The organism is Candidatus Hodgkinia cicadicola (genome assembly GCF_002774925.1).
Map to the genome: position 1 here is coordinate 1 of NZ_CM008786.1, position 13,731 is coordinate 13,731.

Here is a 13,731-nt window from a genome sequence, read left to right on the forward strand (position 1 = left end):
TGGATTTAATGAATTCGATGGGGTAAAGTGATGATTTTGTTGATTAGGTTATAATGGAAGGTTGGAGGTATAATTGACGTGTTGTGTTGGTTAAATATTCAATTGGTATTTGATGTGGAAATTGATCGATGTGTTGGTTGATTTAAAAAGTTCGGATGTTGGATTAATTAATGTTATGGATTTTGTTGGTAAAAGAGGTTGATAGGTGTTTGGGCGTTTGGTTTAATGGTTGTTTAACTTGTGGGTAGGTTGGAGATTGGTTTGGGTTTTGTTTGATATTTATGCTAATACGGTGATAGGGAAACATGTGGGTATTGTGGTAATATGGTGGATCTGTTTGTTTTGTTGGAAATTGTTTAGAACATATGGTTACATTCGTGGGTAAATGGTTTGGTAAAACAAGTATTTGTTGGGTTATTGTTATGAAATATATGTGTATGGTTTTAGAGTTAAATTGGTATTAGATTGATAGTGATGGAGTTAAGTTTTTAATATGTTGGTTAAAATTATGCTATCATCTTATAACTATTAGTTTAACGATTATACATGTTAACTGATTGTTAGCGAATGGGTGTTTGATGCTGTTCGTTGTGCTATCAGTGTTATTAGATCAGTTTGGATTGAAGGATTTAAATGTGATATTAGTTGGATGTTACTTGTTTATGTTGGGTTCTTCGGAAGTATGGGGTTATATGGTAGTTGTTGATGTTTTAAGAGTTAAGTTGATTGTGATATAGGGGTTGGTGTGGAGGTTAAAGGGATCAAAACATGAATGTTGGTACAATGGGGTTAGTATTTGTTCTAATGGGGGTTGGTTTGGATGTAGGCTTAATGGTTTTGCATGATCGGTGTTTATAACTGGATAGTGAGTTTAATTTAAGTAATGTAAATGGATAGAATTAGATTATCGATGAACTAAGTATCAAGTTCCTTGGATATTTAATAGCTGGATTAAACAACCACTGATTGTTGGTATGTTTTAGGTTCTATCTTTCAAAGGGATTAGTTTAAATCTTATGTTTGGGTTGTTGTTGATGGAAGTTGGGTAGTTGGTGGTAATTGGTGTTAACGATTCATGGTTAGTTTTGTTGTTAATGGAGATGTAGTATATCTTTGAGTGTTTATGGTTCTTAGCTTCCGAGGTAAAGTCTAAAGCTATTGCTTGGTGCTTGCCAAGTTCCGCTGCATACTATTTCGAATAGTTTTTGTTTCATGGTTAAGTAAGCATCGGGATTGGATTTTGTTATGGATAGCATGATGTCTTTGTTTTGGAATAATAATGCATATATGGCATCGAACTGGGCATCAAACGTTTGGCCTGTTGTTACAGCAAAGTTACAAAAATGACTTAGATTTGTAAGTATCTCGGCGGCTCCTCTATAACCACTCTCTAGCATCTTTAACATCCAATTCTTGTTAAGAAGTTTACAAGTTACTACTCTGGCTAATTCATATTTCAATCTTCTAATTCTAATACATCGTTGCATTGATTGGCTGGTATCAACGTGGTATGCACATACTCCTCCTCTACAATGTCTAATTGCTGCGTTTAAACCACCTTCGAATTGGTAATAATCATCACTATCTAATATATCGTGTTCGTAATTATCCTGAGTTTGTAATATGACTTGGGTTTTTGTTAGTGTTTGAGATAACTTTCCCGTAGCATTAATTCATGTTTTACCATTGAAACAATATCCTCCATATATCATATATTTTGTAGCTAGACAACTGATACTTGGTAGGTTTCTACAATCTAACAACTCTTGGATTCCAACACCATAAGATCCGGGTTTACTGCTGAACAACGTTCCAGATCATCGGGATGGGTCTTTCGGATTTTCTTGTAAACCTTCAACAACACTGAACATTTTGTGTAAACGGGTTAATATTAACGGACAGGTATCTCTGAATAATCCTGAAACTCTGACCAAGACATTTATCCTTGGACGTTGTAATTGGGTTAATGGTAAGACTTCGAATCCGATTACCTCTGATGAAGTGACATGTCATATTGGTTTAACACCAATCAGGTTCATAATAATCGCAATATCATCTCCTCCTGTTCTCATATTTGATGTTGCTCAAACGTTGATTGCTACTGATCTTAGTCACTTACAGCTTCTGTGATAATAACTTCTGATTAGTTTCGATACAACGGTCTTGCCAATGTTGTAGGCAAATGGAGTTGGCATTTCGTTTGTGTTTTTGATGTAGAAGTTTCTGCCTGTTGGGAGGATGTTATCATCAGCTCTTGTGAACGATGAAGCCAATCCAGGTTGTATAAAACAATTATGTTGGGCTTTGGTTATTGAGTTTAATTCGTTGTAACAACCGGCAAGTCGAAGTGATACTAATCTCATAACAACGTCCATGTCTTTGATTTGGAGTACAGAATGTTCCATGAACATTGCTCGTTTCGCAAGATTCGAACAGGTCATCCATTTGTGTTTAGCCTTTCATCATTGGTTGACATTTAAACTTAAATTAACAGATCTTGTTGAGAGTTGTCATTTGTTTAAGACCAGGGTGCTATATACTATTTCATGTAATGAGAATTCACATCAACAATGCAGTTTACATTTGAATTGTAGATCCAACAGGCTGCATATATACTCGTTTCCTAAGTTGGAATAACAGTTGAAGCCAGTACCTTTTCAATCAGGGGTTGTTGGATATTCGGTAACTGGTGGTATATCATGATCAATGATTGTTGAGCTTATTCGTCTCTTGGCTTGTATTCCTTCACCTGGATCGTTTACAATATAGAGGTAAGCGTTTGTTGTAGATCCTGCTATTCGTTCTGGATAACATCAACGACTTAGAGCTACGGATCTGCCTGGCATTCATTCCAGATTACCATGTTTGCCAATGTTTAATATTAAAGCATTTGGGTTGGTTCTTTTTATGAACAAATAGCTTAAGCAGTAAAACGCACATGGGACAACGAATGTTGAGTGATGTATACTTGGGTTTGTTAAGCCATATCCTCTTGTTGGTTGAATTATTACCATGTTTGTTCCGAGTCTAAGTGCTGGTACGGTACAAAATCCGGAGATTACAAATGCATCTAGACTCAATGGTCCTCAGTTTTTCTCTACATCCGATACTCAATTAATACGTTGACGGTTGGCCAGGTTTAAGCTTACTGTTGCACGAATCGATCTGTTTAGGTTGGTTTTATTCGTTACTCCATCAATTAATACTTCTATTAAGGATCTGCCGTTCAATGTGTTTTTGTTTACCATACCGTTGATGTTGGTTATGCTTTCCAATGTATCTAAACCAACGCCATTACCGATCCTTGAATCATCAGGAGGATAATTAGCTAAGATGTAGACTATTTTTCGTTTGTTAGATTTCAATCCAATTTGATTTATCAATGAAGATGTTACACTGTTAACTCGGTTGGAAATGGTTATTTTGTTGTTGTTATAAGTTGGTTGGGTTAAACATAGGTTTGGTTTCGATATGCCAATAGCTTTTGTAAATATCTTACCTTCGGTTTCTGGTAGTCATACTTTCCTGACTATTTCTGGGGTTGTTAAACCTGTTAGGTCAATTGATACTTGTTTTAATAGCTTTTCTGATTGGGCTGTTTGTATTGTTACTGTTTTGTTTAATCTCATTGTTGGTACATTACAAAAACATACGATGTTTAGTTCTATTTTAGGTAAATATCTGGTTCGGATTAGGTTGCAGTTGTCTAATCAATTTGAGTGTAATTGGCCGTTGTTACATAGTATGATGGGTCTTTGTTTTGCGAGTATTAGTTTTTGAGTAACTTGTTTGACGAAGCCATCGTTTTCGCTTATCCCATAGCAACAGATCAACACGTTGTTGTCTTGGTTTCTTGTGGGTGTTTCGTTTAGTTTAAATATCTTCACTTCAGAGGATTTAGGTTTATCCATTATTTCAATGTCGTTTCCAGCATCAAGGAAGTCACATAAATGCTTGGCTAGTAAACGTGTTCTTGAAAGAATACAACACTGTCATAGTCCGTCGATAACAACATTTGGAACGTTTGCGTAGTTGTAGCTTTCAGGTAGTAAATGGATGTCACCTATTATTGGTGTTAATATGAATTTGTATTTCGTTGCCAACGTTGATGCCAGTTTTAGAAGTTCCATGGAATGTTTGGTCGTTTGTCGTAGTCTTATTGCTACCAAGCTCGCAAGCTTGGCCGAAGCAGAGAAGTGTTCTAATGATTTACAATTCCCGTTAATTAAGATTAGATTGATTAATCTGCTTGTTGGTGAGGTTCGGAGGAGTTTAACGACGGCAGCAAGGTCGGTTTGTTTATCAGAACAGAATAATATTTCCATTTACTTCAGTTTGAGTGTTACTTTGTTGTTAGTATAGGTTCAGTTTATCACTTAGAGGTTGTTATTAGTTTAGATAACTTGTTGTTAAGGTTTTGGATGAATGATTGGATGGGTTGTTTGTTCAGTTTATGGGAGAGTTTGTTGTTTCGTTGCGATGAAGGTGGTATCAGCAGGGTGTTGGTTTGGATGATGGGTTGGGATGAGTTATGTGATATGGTTTAGTTTGATGAGGAGGTTAGGATTTTGTTGTGTTTGTTATGGATTAGTGTAGAATATTTCGATTGGTTAGGATTATAGAGATATATGGTGGTGTAGTTCGGAAATTGATGTTGATATCTTGGATCTTTGAGGTTGTTAATGAGTGATAAAAGATTGGGGTTTGGCAGGATGTATGTGTTTGGATGTTTGTTGGTTGATGAACTGGTAAGGATGGTAGTTACGGTGAAGGTTGGTGGTTAGAGGTTGGGTATATGTTGTGGGTGTGTAGGTTTATTGATGATTTGGTATTGATTAGAGGATTGGGTGTATTACTTGGTTGTTTGACCGTTGGTTAAGTGTTTAATTTATGGGTAGAATTAATTTTAAGGTAGGATTGGTTAGGATATTCGTTGGTATATGTTTGGTGTTTACTTGGTTAAATTGTTGGTGGGTTGTTTTGTAGAGATAATTAGTTGAGGATATTGAGGGTAAGTTTGGATAAAGATGGGGGTAATGGAGAGGTTTAAGGTTAATTGGGAAGTGTTCATGGGTTTGTTTGGTTGTTGGTTGGGGTTGTTGTCGATGGTTTAATGAAAGTGTGAATGGGTCTGTGCTATGGTTTGGTGTTATTGGGATTGGTTGGGATTTGATGGACATAGAGGTATAAGGGTGTTTGGGATTATTTGGGTTGATAACACAATGTTTGGTTGATAGAGATGGTTTGTTGGTGTTGTGGTATAATATAAGGTAAAGTTGGTTTAATGTTTGGTTGATGGTTGTTTGGGTTGGGGATATGTTGGGTTAATGTCATAATGTAGGTGTTTAATTAGAAGGAGAAGAAAGGTTGGGTTATGTTTAGTAGGTTGGGATAGATGTAGTTGTAGATCATGGTTGATATTTATTGAATGGATGTTGGAGGGTGTAAACTTGAGGTGGTATGATGGTTGGGGGAGGTATTGATGGTGTTGTTTGATAAATGTGGTTGATGGACAGATTGGTTTGGGGTGGTGTTAGGTTTGGAGAAAACAAAACGTTGAGGAGTTGGTTGGGTTCGGTTGTTTGGCATGTTGGGTTGGATTGTTGGAGTTAGGTGTAGGGTTCAGGAGGTTAATTTGTTAGATAGTTTGATGTAGATATGGTGTTGTTATATGAGGGGATGGGGTGTTGGATAGAGGAGGGTATTATGGTGTGAGTTGTTGGATGGGTATAGATGTTGGTTGACTGGGTTGGAACGTTGGCAACAAGATGTTGGGGTAGGATTAAGTAGACTTTGTAGAGGTTGGAGGAGATTAAGAGATTCTTGATGGTGGGATGTTGGTGGTCATCGATGTAGGTTCGTTTGGATTTGTTGGAGATTAGTCAGATCGTTGTTATGGGAGTGACGTCATGGGTGTTGGTTTGTGTTTAACTTGTTGGTAAGAGGTTGGTGGGAGTTGGGATTGATGGGGTTTGGACCATGAATGGGGTCATGAATGGAGGTCGGGTTAGGAACTTGGAGTATGGGTGATGGTTTGTTTGGAGTTTTGGTTGTGTGGACGTTGGATACGAACAACGTTTGGTTATGTTAGTGGCAACAGGTAGGGATGGGATAAATGGAGGTTGTTTTGTTGATGGGAAGATAGTGATGGGGTTGGGAGGGTGTTGTGGTGAGTTATTAGGGATGGTTGTCAATGAAGGAGGGTGTTGATGGATCGGGTGATGGTTGATCGGGGTTAAACATCGATGATGGTCCTTGGTCTATGGGAGGTCAATGTGTTATGGTCTATGGTTGAACATGGAACAGTCAACATCAGGTTAATAGGGAACAACACAGGCCTCAGATGAGGGCTAGGATTAAGTTTAATCTCTTAGTGAGGTGGTTGTTTCCGAACCTTGAACATGCTAGTTGGTTTAACTTTTCTATTCCAGATGTTAGGGTGGTTTTGATTGAATTTATTAAACTTATGAGTTCGAGACTGCCGGAGTCTAAATGTTTGAGGATTAATGTTTTGAGATCTCTGGAGAAGTTGTTTTGTGTTGTCATTTTATGTTGTGGTTTGTTGGGATATCGTGATGAAGATAGATGGGAATATGCTTGGACAGAGGTAACTTGGGACATTAATTGTTAATGGGTGTTGGTAAGTTGTTGTGGTTTGATGGCATGGGGATAAAACATGGATGTTAGATGTTGGGGTAGGGGGATGGATTGGGTTAATTGTTCATGTTTGTTGTAATTTTATGATAATAGGTGTTACTTTGTTGGGAGGTGGGGTTAATCGGAGGTAATTGATGGAGGTTTGGTATCAGGTTTTCGATGAGATAGATGCTTCATGTAGGGTATTTGGAGATGGAATTAGTATTTGTTGGATTATTCATTACTTTGTTGTTATGTTCCGATGGTGGGTAGATAACATCTTTTTGTTGTGGTTGGTTTGTAATACTTGTGGTGTTTAGGTTGGGGTGGTTAATGTTGGGGTCGGATTAGGATTGGGTTTGGTTTGTTAATTTTTGATATGTTGTTGTTGCTATCCGGTTTGATCTGCTTCGTTAATATATGCTTTTGGGTGTTGGTTTTAGAGGTTATATGTTGGGTAGGTTGGATTTATGGTCAATCGTTTGATGTTATATGCTTAGGTGGGTTGGGTTGTGTTAAGAAAGATGTGGATGGGGTGGGGATAAGGTTCACATCATGGATGGAGAGAGGTAGGATGAAATGATCCAGTCATGTGGATGTTTGGGTTAGAAGGGAGGCAAGTTGGGGGCTTGGCATGTTTACAGGGCTGGGAAGAGATGTGTTGAGAGGGTGTTGGGCTGGGATAAGATTTCCATTCTTAGGATGTTGGTCTTCGGTCAGATAAGGAGGAGGGAGGTTGTTTGTTGTGGTTTCAGTTGATAGAGATTAGGTTCGGATATGTCTGATATTTGTTGTTAGTTCATGATGGGGTAGGGAAGGGTTTGGAGATTGGGAAGAGATTAGTACTTGGGTTGGGATGGTTTCGTGGTGATGAGGAAAGAGTATTGGAGGGGTAGTTATCGTGATGTTACCAACGTTTGGTTGGGTTTGGGATGTATGGGTGTTGGGTTTTGGCTTAGTGTTAAGGTTGTTAGAGGTTGAGTTATGGGTAGTATTGGAGGTTAGGAGGTGGCATAGGATGTGGATGAGGGTGTTGATTTTGGATGAGATTTTGTAGGTCTGGTTGTAAAACATGCAGAGGGTACTGGTTAAAATGAGGGATGTTGGGGATGAATTTAGTAGGTTGGTTTTAGCTGTTGATCCGGAGGATGTTATGTCGATGATGATGTTTGAGATGCCAACGAAGGGTTCGATTTCGGTAGTTGATTTGGATTTGGTAACATGGAGTTGTTTGATGTTTTTGGTGGTTATGTAATGTTTGGATATTTGTTGGTATTTTGTTGATAGAATTGGGGTTAAACATAGACGTAAAGGTGGGAGGTTTAATGACTTGCTTCAGGATAGAGGTGTTAGGAGGTTGAGGTTGGCTTGTGATTGGTTGAAGGTTTTGAGTAGTTTTATGTGTTTGTTGTTGGTTTCGAGTATTAGATCCAGTCCTGTTAAGCCGAAGGATAGGTTTCCGGAGGTTAATTCGGATGCAATGTTTGGAGCGGACATTAGTCTAATCTCAAGGTTGGAGGATGTTGTGAGTTTACCGAGATAACATCTTGAGTTTGAGAGTATTATGTTGAGGTCGTTGGATTTGAGGATGGTTTCGAGTGTTCTTGCTATTCTTCCTTTGGAGGGAAGACCGAGGCTGGGTTGTAGTTTCATGTTAGTTGTTGTGTCAAAATTAGTATCGGAAGGGTATGTTTCAGGGCTTGGATGTTGTTAGTTTGGAGTTGATATGTTGGTGGGTTGTTCATGTTCTTGGTGGGTTTGACCGTTTTGTCAGTTATGTATTAGTATATCAGTGTTGGTTGATGGTTTGGTGGTTGTTTGTTGTTAGGAGTATTAGTTTTGGATTGTAATTGGCTTAGGTTCGTGGATGTTTGGTTAGTTTGGGTAGTAACAGTTTGTTTGGGATCGGTGAGAGGGTATGGTGTGTTTGTTGTTAGAGGTGTTGGATTGTTTGTATGTGGTGTAGTGGTGTTCTAACAGCTTAGATACTCCGATTGAATGGTTTGAAGGTTGGATGTTGGTGATGGGTTGATTGATATATGTGTTTTGGTTGGTAATGTTTGATAGTTCTGATAGAGGGTATGTGTTGGGATGGATAACAGAGGTTAGGGTTGGGATTCGGATGTGTTAGCAGTGTAGTATGATAGGGTCTCTGATGAGAGAGGAGGGATTGGTTGTTGGGGGTTGGGGTTAATATCCTGTTATTGTTGAATGTTAGAGTAATGTGGATGGTTCGTAGATGTCGATGGGAAGAGAGGGTAGGATTGGGTGGGTTGGTGTAAATCGTGAATTGAGAGGAGAGAAATGGAAGACGTATGGGGTTCAAAATTTTGGATAATATGTTTGTTGTGGGTTGGGGTAAATATGGTGTTGCATATGAGAGGGTATGTTTTTGTTGGGTTTATTGTTTTGTTAGGAGTAATGTGTTAGGTCGTTTGGATCCAGGTTGGGGGATGTATCTAGGAGAGAGGGATAATGTCAGGTTTACTGTGATGGGTAGTGATTTGTTTCTGATGGAACAACAGGATGTCATTAAATGTGTTGATGTTTTTGATAGGCAGGTAATATAAGTCTGGATTGAGGTTGGAGTAAGAGGAGTTAGGGGTAAATGTAGGGATATTTTGATGTTTGGAGGTCTGATGTCGATGATGTCGGAATCGAGTTGTTCTAAATTGTTTGGTCGTTTGAGGTCAATTGTGTTGGTTAGAATCGGATGAAATTTGTTATAGTTTGTAGTTCGATGTGTTTAAGTTGTTGGAGGGTGTGGGTTGATAAATAGGGAGGTTAAGATCAGATCTTAACTTGTTGTTTGGTTCGATGGTAGTCATATGTGTTGGAGATCATGTGTTTGTGATGGATTTCGTTGGAATTGGTTTCGATGGTGTTTAGGTTTTGGTATAATGTGTGGGAGATGGGGTTAATTGGTTAAGTTTGATGTGACATGGTGTGGGTGTTGGGATAGGATTGGATGGATGAATGGTGTTGAGAAGGGAGATGGGATTGGGGAGATAAGACTTGGGTGTTTGGGGAGTGTTTAACATGAATGGGATGTTTGGAGGAGGGGTTGTTTGGTATAAGGATGGTGATTGGGGTAGTTTGGAGATTTGGAGAAGGGGAATAGATGAAGATAGGAGGGGAGGATTATGGTCGTTGATGGGGAAGAGGTTAGAGATGGAGGTTGGATGTTTTGGGGAGGAATTAGAATTGGAGGTTTGGAGGTTTGAGAGGAGGGAGAAGTGAGTTTGGTATGAGTGGGGTTTGGTTCCAAGGATGTTGGAGAGGTGAGATAGAGGTAGGATTGAGGGAATATAATGGAGGTTGGGATAGGGATTAGTTAAGGTATAGAATGTTGGGGTTTGATAGGAGGGTTAAGTGTAGAGGTTGAGATTGGGGGATATTGGAGGTTGGTATGTTTAAGTATGGTAGGAGGGGGGATAAAGAGGTACAACGTGGAGGTCGATGGGGGGTGTGTTGGTATTATGGTGTGGGATGTGTTAGTGATTGGAGTTAGTGTTTAGATGTGGGTTGATGGGGTTGTGTTTGAAAGTAATGATGTTGGGATGTTGGATTGGTAGGTTGAAATGAAGGATTATGTTAGGAGGGTGATAGGTTTGACCGAATGAAATACTGGGTAGTTTTGTGTGAATATATGTTAGGGACTGGTGGTTTGATGTTTGGACGTTGGATAGAGGTTGGTTGGGGTTGTCATGGTGTTAAAGGAGGTAGGGGGTTAGGGTTGGTAATGTGGTAATTAATTGATTGGATGGGGATTGGTGTTAATGTGTTGGGATTAATATGAGGTTAGTTTGGGATTAGGGAGGGATTAGATGTTGAGGTGATGATGGTGATTCTTGAACTAGAATGGAGGGATTGAGTTGTTATGAAGGGGATGTTCGGATGTTGTTTGTTGGTATGAAGTATTGAGAGATTTGAAGAAATTGTTAGGTTTTAGGGTTGGATTTTGTAGTATGACATGGATGTTTGATTGGAGTTTATCGATGTCGTTGTGATTGGGTCGGTAGAGGTTGAAGTTGTTTCGTTTTGTTGTTGTAGTTTAATAGTTTTATTGGTGGGTTATTGTGGGTCGGTTTCGATTAGATGTTGTTGAATGGTGAGAAGGTGGGAGGTTGGTTATGGTGTTTGAGGTGTGTTGGTGGTTGGTGGCATATAAAGTTGTTTTGGTTTGTTGAGTTTGAGTTTGGTTACAAAAACATGGAGATGTTGATATAGAATTTGTTTAGGATAAGTCATAAGGATGTTGGTTTAGGGGATAAGGAGGGTGGTTTTATCTGGTAAGAATATGAAGTTTATCTTATGTATGATTAGGGGTTGGTGGGTTAGTATTATGTGGTCTTTTAGTTGGGAGGTTGGGTATAAATCATTATGGGTGGTGTTTAAGGTTATGTTTGTTTAGGTTGATGTTTGATGGGGTAGAATAACAACGTGGATGTTGGGGTTGAGTGTTGATTTTGTTGTATTGATTCTGGTTAGAGATAAGGGTGTAGGGTCTTTGGGTTCACTGTGATGGGATTTTTGGATCCATATGTTATGGCTTTATGTTTTGGTTTAGGTTAGAATATAATTCATGGATGTTTGGAGATTTGTTATGAGATATCGGTTTCAAATGATTGGGGTTTAGTTAAATTGATGCTGATGGATGGGTTAAAGAGTCTTATACCTACAGAGATTGGGAGGTTAATGGTTTAATGTAGGTTATGTTTGGGTAAGAGGATAAGCAGATCGGAACAACAGGGAGGTGGAGGTTTGAATTCGATGCGTGGGGGATGGGGATGGTATTATCTCTGAAGGTTTTATCCTTCCTAATTCTGAAAGATACAGGGTTGTTGGATGCAGGCTGTTGATCAGGTGTTAACGTTGTTATGGTTCAAATGTTTGATAATGGTATAACATTTACTTGTATGGTGGTTTTGTTGTTAGTTGGTTGTTTTAGGATTAGAATTCGGTTATGTGTTTTAGTGATTGGGATGGTGGTGTTGGATGGTTTTTTGTTTAAAGTATTAGAGGTTAGGGTGGGGGTTGGTGGTATAGTATGTTGTTGAAGGTTTGGTTTGTTGTGTTGGGGTGGGGACGGAGTTGATGGAACTTTATGAGTACGGGTTGTTAGGGTGCTTGGGTGTTGGCTTGGAGGTTTGATTAAATAGAGGGTCTATGATGAATATGTGTAGACTTGGTGTTTGGGTTGGTGTTAGGTGTGTTTATTAGGAAGGGAGGTAGGGTAGGATGATGATGTCTAGGGTTAATTATATAGAGATGTTGGGGGTGTTGGCTGGGATGTTTGGGATGAAGAAGGAGGGGGATATAGCTGATAGATGGATGGCTCTGGGGAGGTTGAAGGGTTAGACTTGAGGTTAGGTTGAGAGTAATTAGGCTTGGTCGTTGGGTATAAAAACTTGATGTGTTATTCAAGTTGATCACTTTGGTGTTGGGTTTGTTTTGAGGTTATGGAAACAGGGGTTAATGTTGGTTATTGGTAGGATTTAATTAGGGACTTGGTAACAGGGAGTTGTTGTTCGTTTGGTGGTGGTTGGTGGTGTGTTTTATTGTAGGAAATGGGAAGGGGTTGCATGATGTGTTTGAGTGTTAGGTTAAATGGTTGTTATAGTTTGGGGATATTGTAATATCAATGTGGTTATTTGTATATGGAGATGTCTATCTATTGATGTTGTTGGGGTGTTTGATGAGGGGTTGAGGATGCGTGGATGTTGGGTTGTGGTGTTAGAACTTAGATTAAATTGGATATATTGGGAGATATCTTGAAGATTAAGGGATAAATGTGGTTAGAGAGGGAGGAGAATGGAGTAATGGGTTCGGTGATGGGGATGTTTGGGGATTGGACGTTGGGAGTGTTAAAAGAACCGAGAGGATGGGAATGGGTGGGTTGATTAAGAGGTCTGTGAGGGAGGATTTGGATGTTGTTTACTTGATGATGAAGACTCGGTGGAGGGTTGTTGTACAGTTGTTAGTTTTGTTGAAGATTTGGATTAGTTTTTGTGTTGTTTTGATGAAGTTGGCTTCGAAGGTGTCGTTGGTGATGTTCGAGAGGATGTTGGTTTGAAGGATGGGTGTTCGGAAGTAACTTAAACGGCATAGAAACCTTGTTAGAGGGATAAGACTTCGTTGGAGTGGGGTTGAGGAGGTTATTGTTAGAGCTAATCCTTTATATATGGAATCGTTTACCCTTTCATGGAGATAAAATCCGAACATTGTGGCATCGTATTTCAGTCCAATACATGAATGTAACATTATGCCTGTTACAACTTCTAGTTTGAATATCTTTTCTGTGTTTAATGGGAGGTTGTTTATCATTTTGTTGAGGATGTTTCTGAGTTCTCAGTTGTTTCGGTTGTTGTAGATTGGGGTGTTGGAGTATAGCTTGAACAGGTAGATTTTAGATCTGGTTGGGATGATGGTTGAGAATCAGCTGCCATTTATGATGTTGAATGGAGGTTTGTAGATTTGAAGATATGCCTGTTTCAGTGATTTCTCTAGGTCGTTGTTGTTGTCATGGACGATTCTGGTGCAGTCTTCGAGACTCAGGTTTGTCAGTTTGTTTAGTGTAATAACAACGGGGTCGGATGTTAGTTCGAAGGTGAATGATGAGCCTTTGATTGGGGTCACTTCTTTCGATATCCAGACGTGATCGGTCATTGACCTCAAGTGGCGGTAGGGATGGGATGTTATGGGTATGTAATAGGCCGTTGCCACAACATGGTGACGGGAGGCATTGATCTGAACTCGTTTCCTTGTTGGAAGCCGAGTTTAACTGGTCAGTTGATGGGGATCGGATGGAATTATGGGAACAACGAGATGATGTCGAGGTGGGTTGGAGGTGGACGTTGGAATTTTTGGTTATCTGTTTAGTTTACATAAAGAATATCGGGAAGTTAAAAGAGATTTGTTCGCAATTATCATGGTCAACCTTAAAATCGAAGCTCGTTTGAGATCACCGTGAAGGTGATAAAGATTAGTTAATAAGTAGATCTCTGAATGTCAATTCGATTTAAAAACACATACTACCAAACAATGTTTTCCAAAAGTTTGACATAAAGCATCACAAACATATTGAATCAATCT

25 protein-coding genes and 1 pseudogene are annotated in these 13,731 nt (G+C 39.1%); 23 read left to right on the top strand and 3 right to left on the bottom strand.

What is annotated here, in order from left to right:
• The first annotated feature begins 557 nt into the window (after positions 1 to 557).
• Complete coding sequence (locus MAGTDC_RS04355; RefSeq protein ID WP_278046892.1) at positions 558 to 737, top strand: hypothetical protein; 180 nt, start codon at positions 558 to 560, stop codon at positions 735 to 737.
• A 393-nt stretch (positions 738 to 1,130) separates the two neighbouring features.
• Here the strand turns inward: MAGTDC_RS04355 and MAGTDC_RS01140 are convergent, their stop codons facing one another.
• Positions 1,131 to 4,325 carry a cobaltochelatase subunit CobN gene (locus tag MAGTDC_RS01140; RefSeq protein WP_146656684.1) on the bottom strand — a complete coding sequence of 1,065 codons (3,195 nt, stop codon included), beginning with the start codon at positions 4,323 to 4,325 and terminating at the stop codon, positions 1,131 to 1,133.
• 78 nt (positions 4,326 to 4,403) lie between these two features.
• Here MAGTDC_RS01140 and MAGTDC_RS04360 point away from each other — a divergent pair, with 78 nt between their 5' ends.
• The 11 genes from MAGTDC_RS04360 (at position 4,404) to MAGTDC_RS05335 (ending at position 7,693) form a co-directional block, all read left to right on the top strand.
• Positions 4,404 to 4,547, top strand: coding sequence for a hypothetical protein (locus MAGTDC_RS04360; protein WP_192573001.1), 144 nt, complete (start codon positions 4,404 to 4,406; stop codon positions 4,545 to 4,547).
• A gap of 179 nt (positions 4,548 to 4,726) precedes the next feature.
• Positions 4,727 to 4,879, top strand: a complete 153-nt coding sequence (locus MAGTDC_RS04365; RefSeq protein WP_192573002.1) for a hypothetical protein — start codon at positions 4,727 to 4,729, stop codon at positions 4,877 to 4,879.
• A 177-nt stretch (positions 4,880 to 5,056) separates the two neighbouring features.
• A complete protein-coding gene (locus tag MAGTDC_RS05325; RefSeq protein WP_278046893.1) occupies positions 5,057 to 5,182 on the top strand; it encodes a hypothetical protein in 126 nt (41 codons plus the stop codon).
• Positions 5,183 to 5,410: 228 nt separating this feature from the next.
• Positions 5,411 to 5,656 carry a hypothetical protein gene (locus tag MAGTDC_RS01145; RefSeq protein ID WP_146656685.1) on the top strand — a complete coding sequence of 82 codons (246 nt, stop codon included), beginning with the start codon at positions 5,411 to 5,413 and terminating at the stop codon, positions 5,654 to 5,656.
• A gap of 84 nt (positions 5,657 to 5,740) precedes the next feature.
• Positions 5,741 to 6,091 carry a hypothetical protein gene (locus MAGTDC_RS01150; RefSeq protein ID WP_146656686.1) on the top strand — a complete coding sequence of 117 codons (351 nt, stop codon included), beginning with the start codon at positions 5,741 to 5,743 and terminating at the stop codon, positions 6,089 to 6,091.
• Positions 6,091 to 6,321 (top strand): hypothetical protein, encoded by a 231-nt coding sequence (locus tag MAGTDC_RS01155; RefSeq protein WP_192573004.1) that lies wholly within the window; start codon positions 6,091 to 6,093, stop codon positions 6,319 to 6,321. Before MAGTDC_RS01150 ends, MAGTDC_RS01155 begins: the two co-directional genes overlap by 1 nt.
• 22 nt (positions 6,322 to 6,343) lie before the next feature.
• The gene (locus MAGTDC_RS01160) at positions 6,344 to 6,631 is read left to right on the top strand and encodes a hypothetical protein (protein ID WP_146656688.1); all 288 of its coding nucleotides are present in this window, start codon (positions 6,344 to 6,346) and stop codon (positions 6,629 to 6,631) included.
• A gap of 157 nt (positions 6,632 to 6,788) precedes the next feature.
• Complete coding sequence (locus MAGTDC_RS04370; RefSeq protein WP_278046894.1) at positions 6,789 to 6,956, top strand: hypothetical protein; 168 nt, start codon at positions 6,789 to 6,791, stop codon at positions 6,954 to 6,956.
• Between the two features lie 62 nt (positions 6,957 to 7,018).
• Complete coding sequence (locus MAGTDC_RS01165) at positions 7,019 to 7,360, top strand: hypothetical protein (RefSeq protein ID WP_146656689.1); 342 nt, start codon at positions 7,019 to 7,021, stop codon at positions 7,358 to 7,360.
• 31 nt (positions 7,361 to 7,391) lie between these two features.
• The gene (locus MAGTDC_RS05330; RefSeq protein WP_278046884.1) at positions 7,392 to 7,532 is read left to right on the top strand and encodes a hypothetical protein; all 141 of its coding nucleotides are present in this window, start codon (positions 7,392 to 7,394) and stop codon (positions 7,530 to 7,532) included.
• Positions 7,533 to 7,540: 8 nt separating this feature from the next.
• Positions 7,541 to 7,693 carry a hypothetical protein gene (locus tag MAGTDC_RS05335; RefSeq protein ID WP_278046885.1) on the top strand — a complete coding sequence of 51 codons (153 nt, stop codon included), beginning with the start codon at positions 7,541 to 7,543 and terminating at the stop codon, positions 7,691 to 7,693.
• A 23-nt stretch (positions 7,694 to 7,716) separates the two neighbouring features.
• Here MAGTDC_RS05335 and hisG read toward each other — a convergent pair.
• Positions 7,717 to 8,247 (bottom strand): annotated as a pseudogene (hisG, locus tag MAGTDC_RS05840) (ATP phosphoribosyltransferase); the annotation flags it as partial.
• Here hisG and MAGTDC_RS05350 point away from each other — a divergent pair.
• The 11 genes from MAGTDC_RS05350 to MAGTDC_RS05360 all read left to right on the top strand — a co-directional run bounded on the left by MAGTDC_RS05350 (position 8,204) and on the right by MAGTDC_RS05360 (position 13,518).
• Positions 8,204 to 8,350 carry a hypothetical protein gene (locus MAGTDC_RS05350; protein WP_278046888.1) on the top strand — a complete coding sequence of 49 codons (147 nt, stop codon included), beginning with the start codon at positions 8,204 to 8,206 and terminating at the stop codon, positions 8,348 to 8,350. The pseudogene hisG and the gene MAGTDC_RS05350 overlap by 44 nt on opposite strands.
• A gap of 107 nt (positions 8,351 to 8,457) precedes the next feature.
• Positions 8,458 to 8,613: a hypothetical protein gene (locus tag MAGTDC_RS05355; RefSeq protein ID WP_278046889.1), complete on the top strand. Its 156-nt coding sequence runs from the start codon at positions 8,458 to 8,460 to the stop codon at positions 8,611 to 8,613.
• Positions 8,614 to 8,921: 308 nt separating this feature from the next.
• Positions 8,922 to 9,206 carry a hypothetical protein gene (locus MAGTDC_RS01175; protein WP_146656690.1) on the top strand — a complete coding sequence of 95 codons (285 nt, stop codon included), beginning with the start codon at positions 8,922 to 8,924 and terminating at the stop codon, positions 9,204 to 9,206.
• Between the two features lie 445 nt (positions 9,207 to 9,651).
• Complete coding sequence (locus MAGTDC_RS01180; protein WP_146656691.1) at positions 9,652 to 9,948, top strand: hypothetical protein; 297 nt, start codon at positions 9,652 to 9,654, stop codon at positions 9,946 to 9,948.
• A 44-nt stretch (positions 9,949 to 9,992) separates the two neighbouring features.
• On the top strand, positions 9,993 to 10,154 hold the full coding sequence (locus tag MAGTDC_RS04375) for a hypothetical protein (protein WP_192572996.1): 162 nt from the start codon (positions 9,993 to 9,995) through the stop codon (positions 10,152 to 10,154).
• Positions 10,155 to 10,511: 357 nt separating this feature from the next.
• The gene (locus tag MAGTDC_RS04380; protein ID WP_192572997.1) at positions 10,512 to 10,658 is read left to right on the top strand and encodes a hypothetical protein; all 147 of its coding nucleotides are present in this window, start codon (positions 10,512 to 10,514) and stop codon (positions 10,656 to 10,658) included.
• Positions 10,643 to 10,807: a hypothetical protein gene (locus MAGTDC_RS04385; RefSeq protein WP_192572998.1), complete on the top strand. Its 165-nt coding sequence runs from the start codon at positions 10,643 to 10,645 to the stop codon at positions 10,805 to 10,807. The genes MAGTDC_RS04380 and MAGTDC_RS04385 overlap by 16 nt, the downstream gene beginning before the upstream one ends.
• A gap of 670 nt (positions 10,808 to 11,477) precedes the next feature.
• The gene (locus tag MAGTDC_RS01185; protein ID WP_146656692.1) at positions 11,478 to 11,798 is read left to right on the top strand and encodes a hypothetical protein; all 321 of its coding nucleotides are present in this window, start codon (positions 11,478 to 11,480) and stop codon (positions 11,796 to 11,798) included.
• Positions 11,799 to 12,246: 448 nt separating this feature from the next.
• Positions 12,247 to 12,438, top strand: a complete 192-nt coding sequence (locus tag MAGTDC_RS01190; RefSeq protein ID WP_146656693.1) for a hypothetical protein — start codon at positions 12,247 to 12,249, stop codon at positions 12,436 to 12,438.
• Entirely contained in the window at positions 12,431 to 12,733 is a 303-nt protein-coding gene (locus MAGTDC_RS01195) for a hypothetical protein (RefSeq protein WP_146656694.1), read from the top strand. Before MAGTDC_RS01190 ends, MAGTDC_RS01195 begins: the two co-directional genes overlap by 8 nt.
• Positions 12,734 to 13,293: 560 nt before the next feature.
• Complete coding sequence (locus MAGTDC_RS05360; RefSeq protein WP_278046890.1) at positions 13,294 to 13,518, top strand: hypothetical protein; 225 nt, start codon at positions 13,294 to 13,296, stop codon at positions 13,516 to 13,518.
• Here MAGTDC_RS05360 and MAGTDC_RS05365 read toward each other — a convergent pair.
• Positions 13,507 to 13,731: hypothetical protein (locus MAGTDC_RS05365; protein ID WP_278046891.1), on the bottom strand; the 225-nt coding region annotated here is incomplete at its 5' end. The genes MAGTDC_RS05360 and MAGTDC_RS05365 overlap by 12 nt on opposite strands.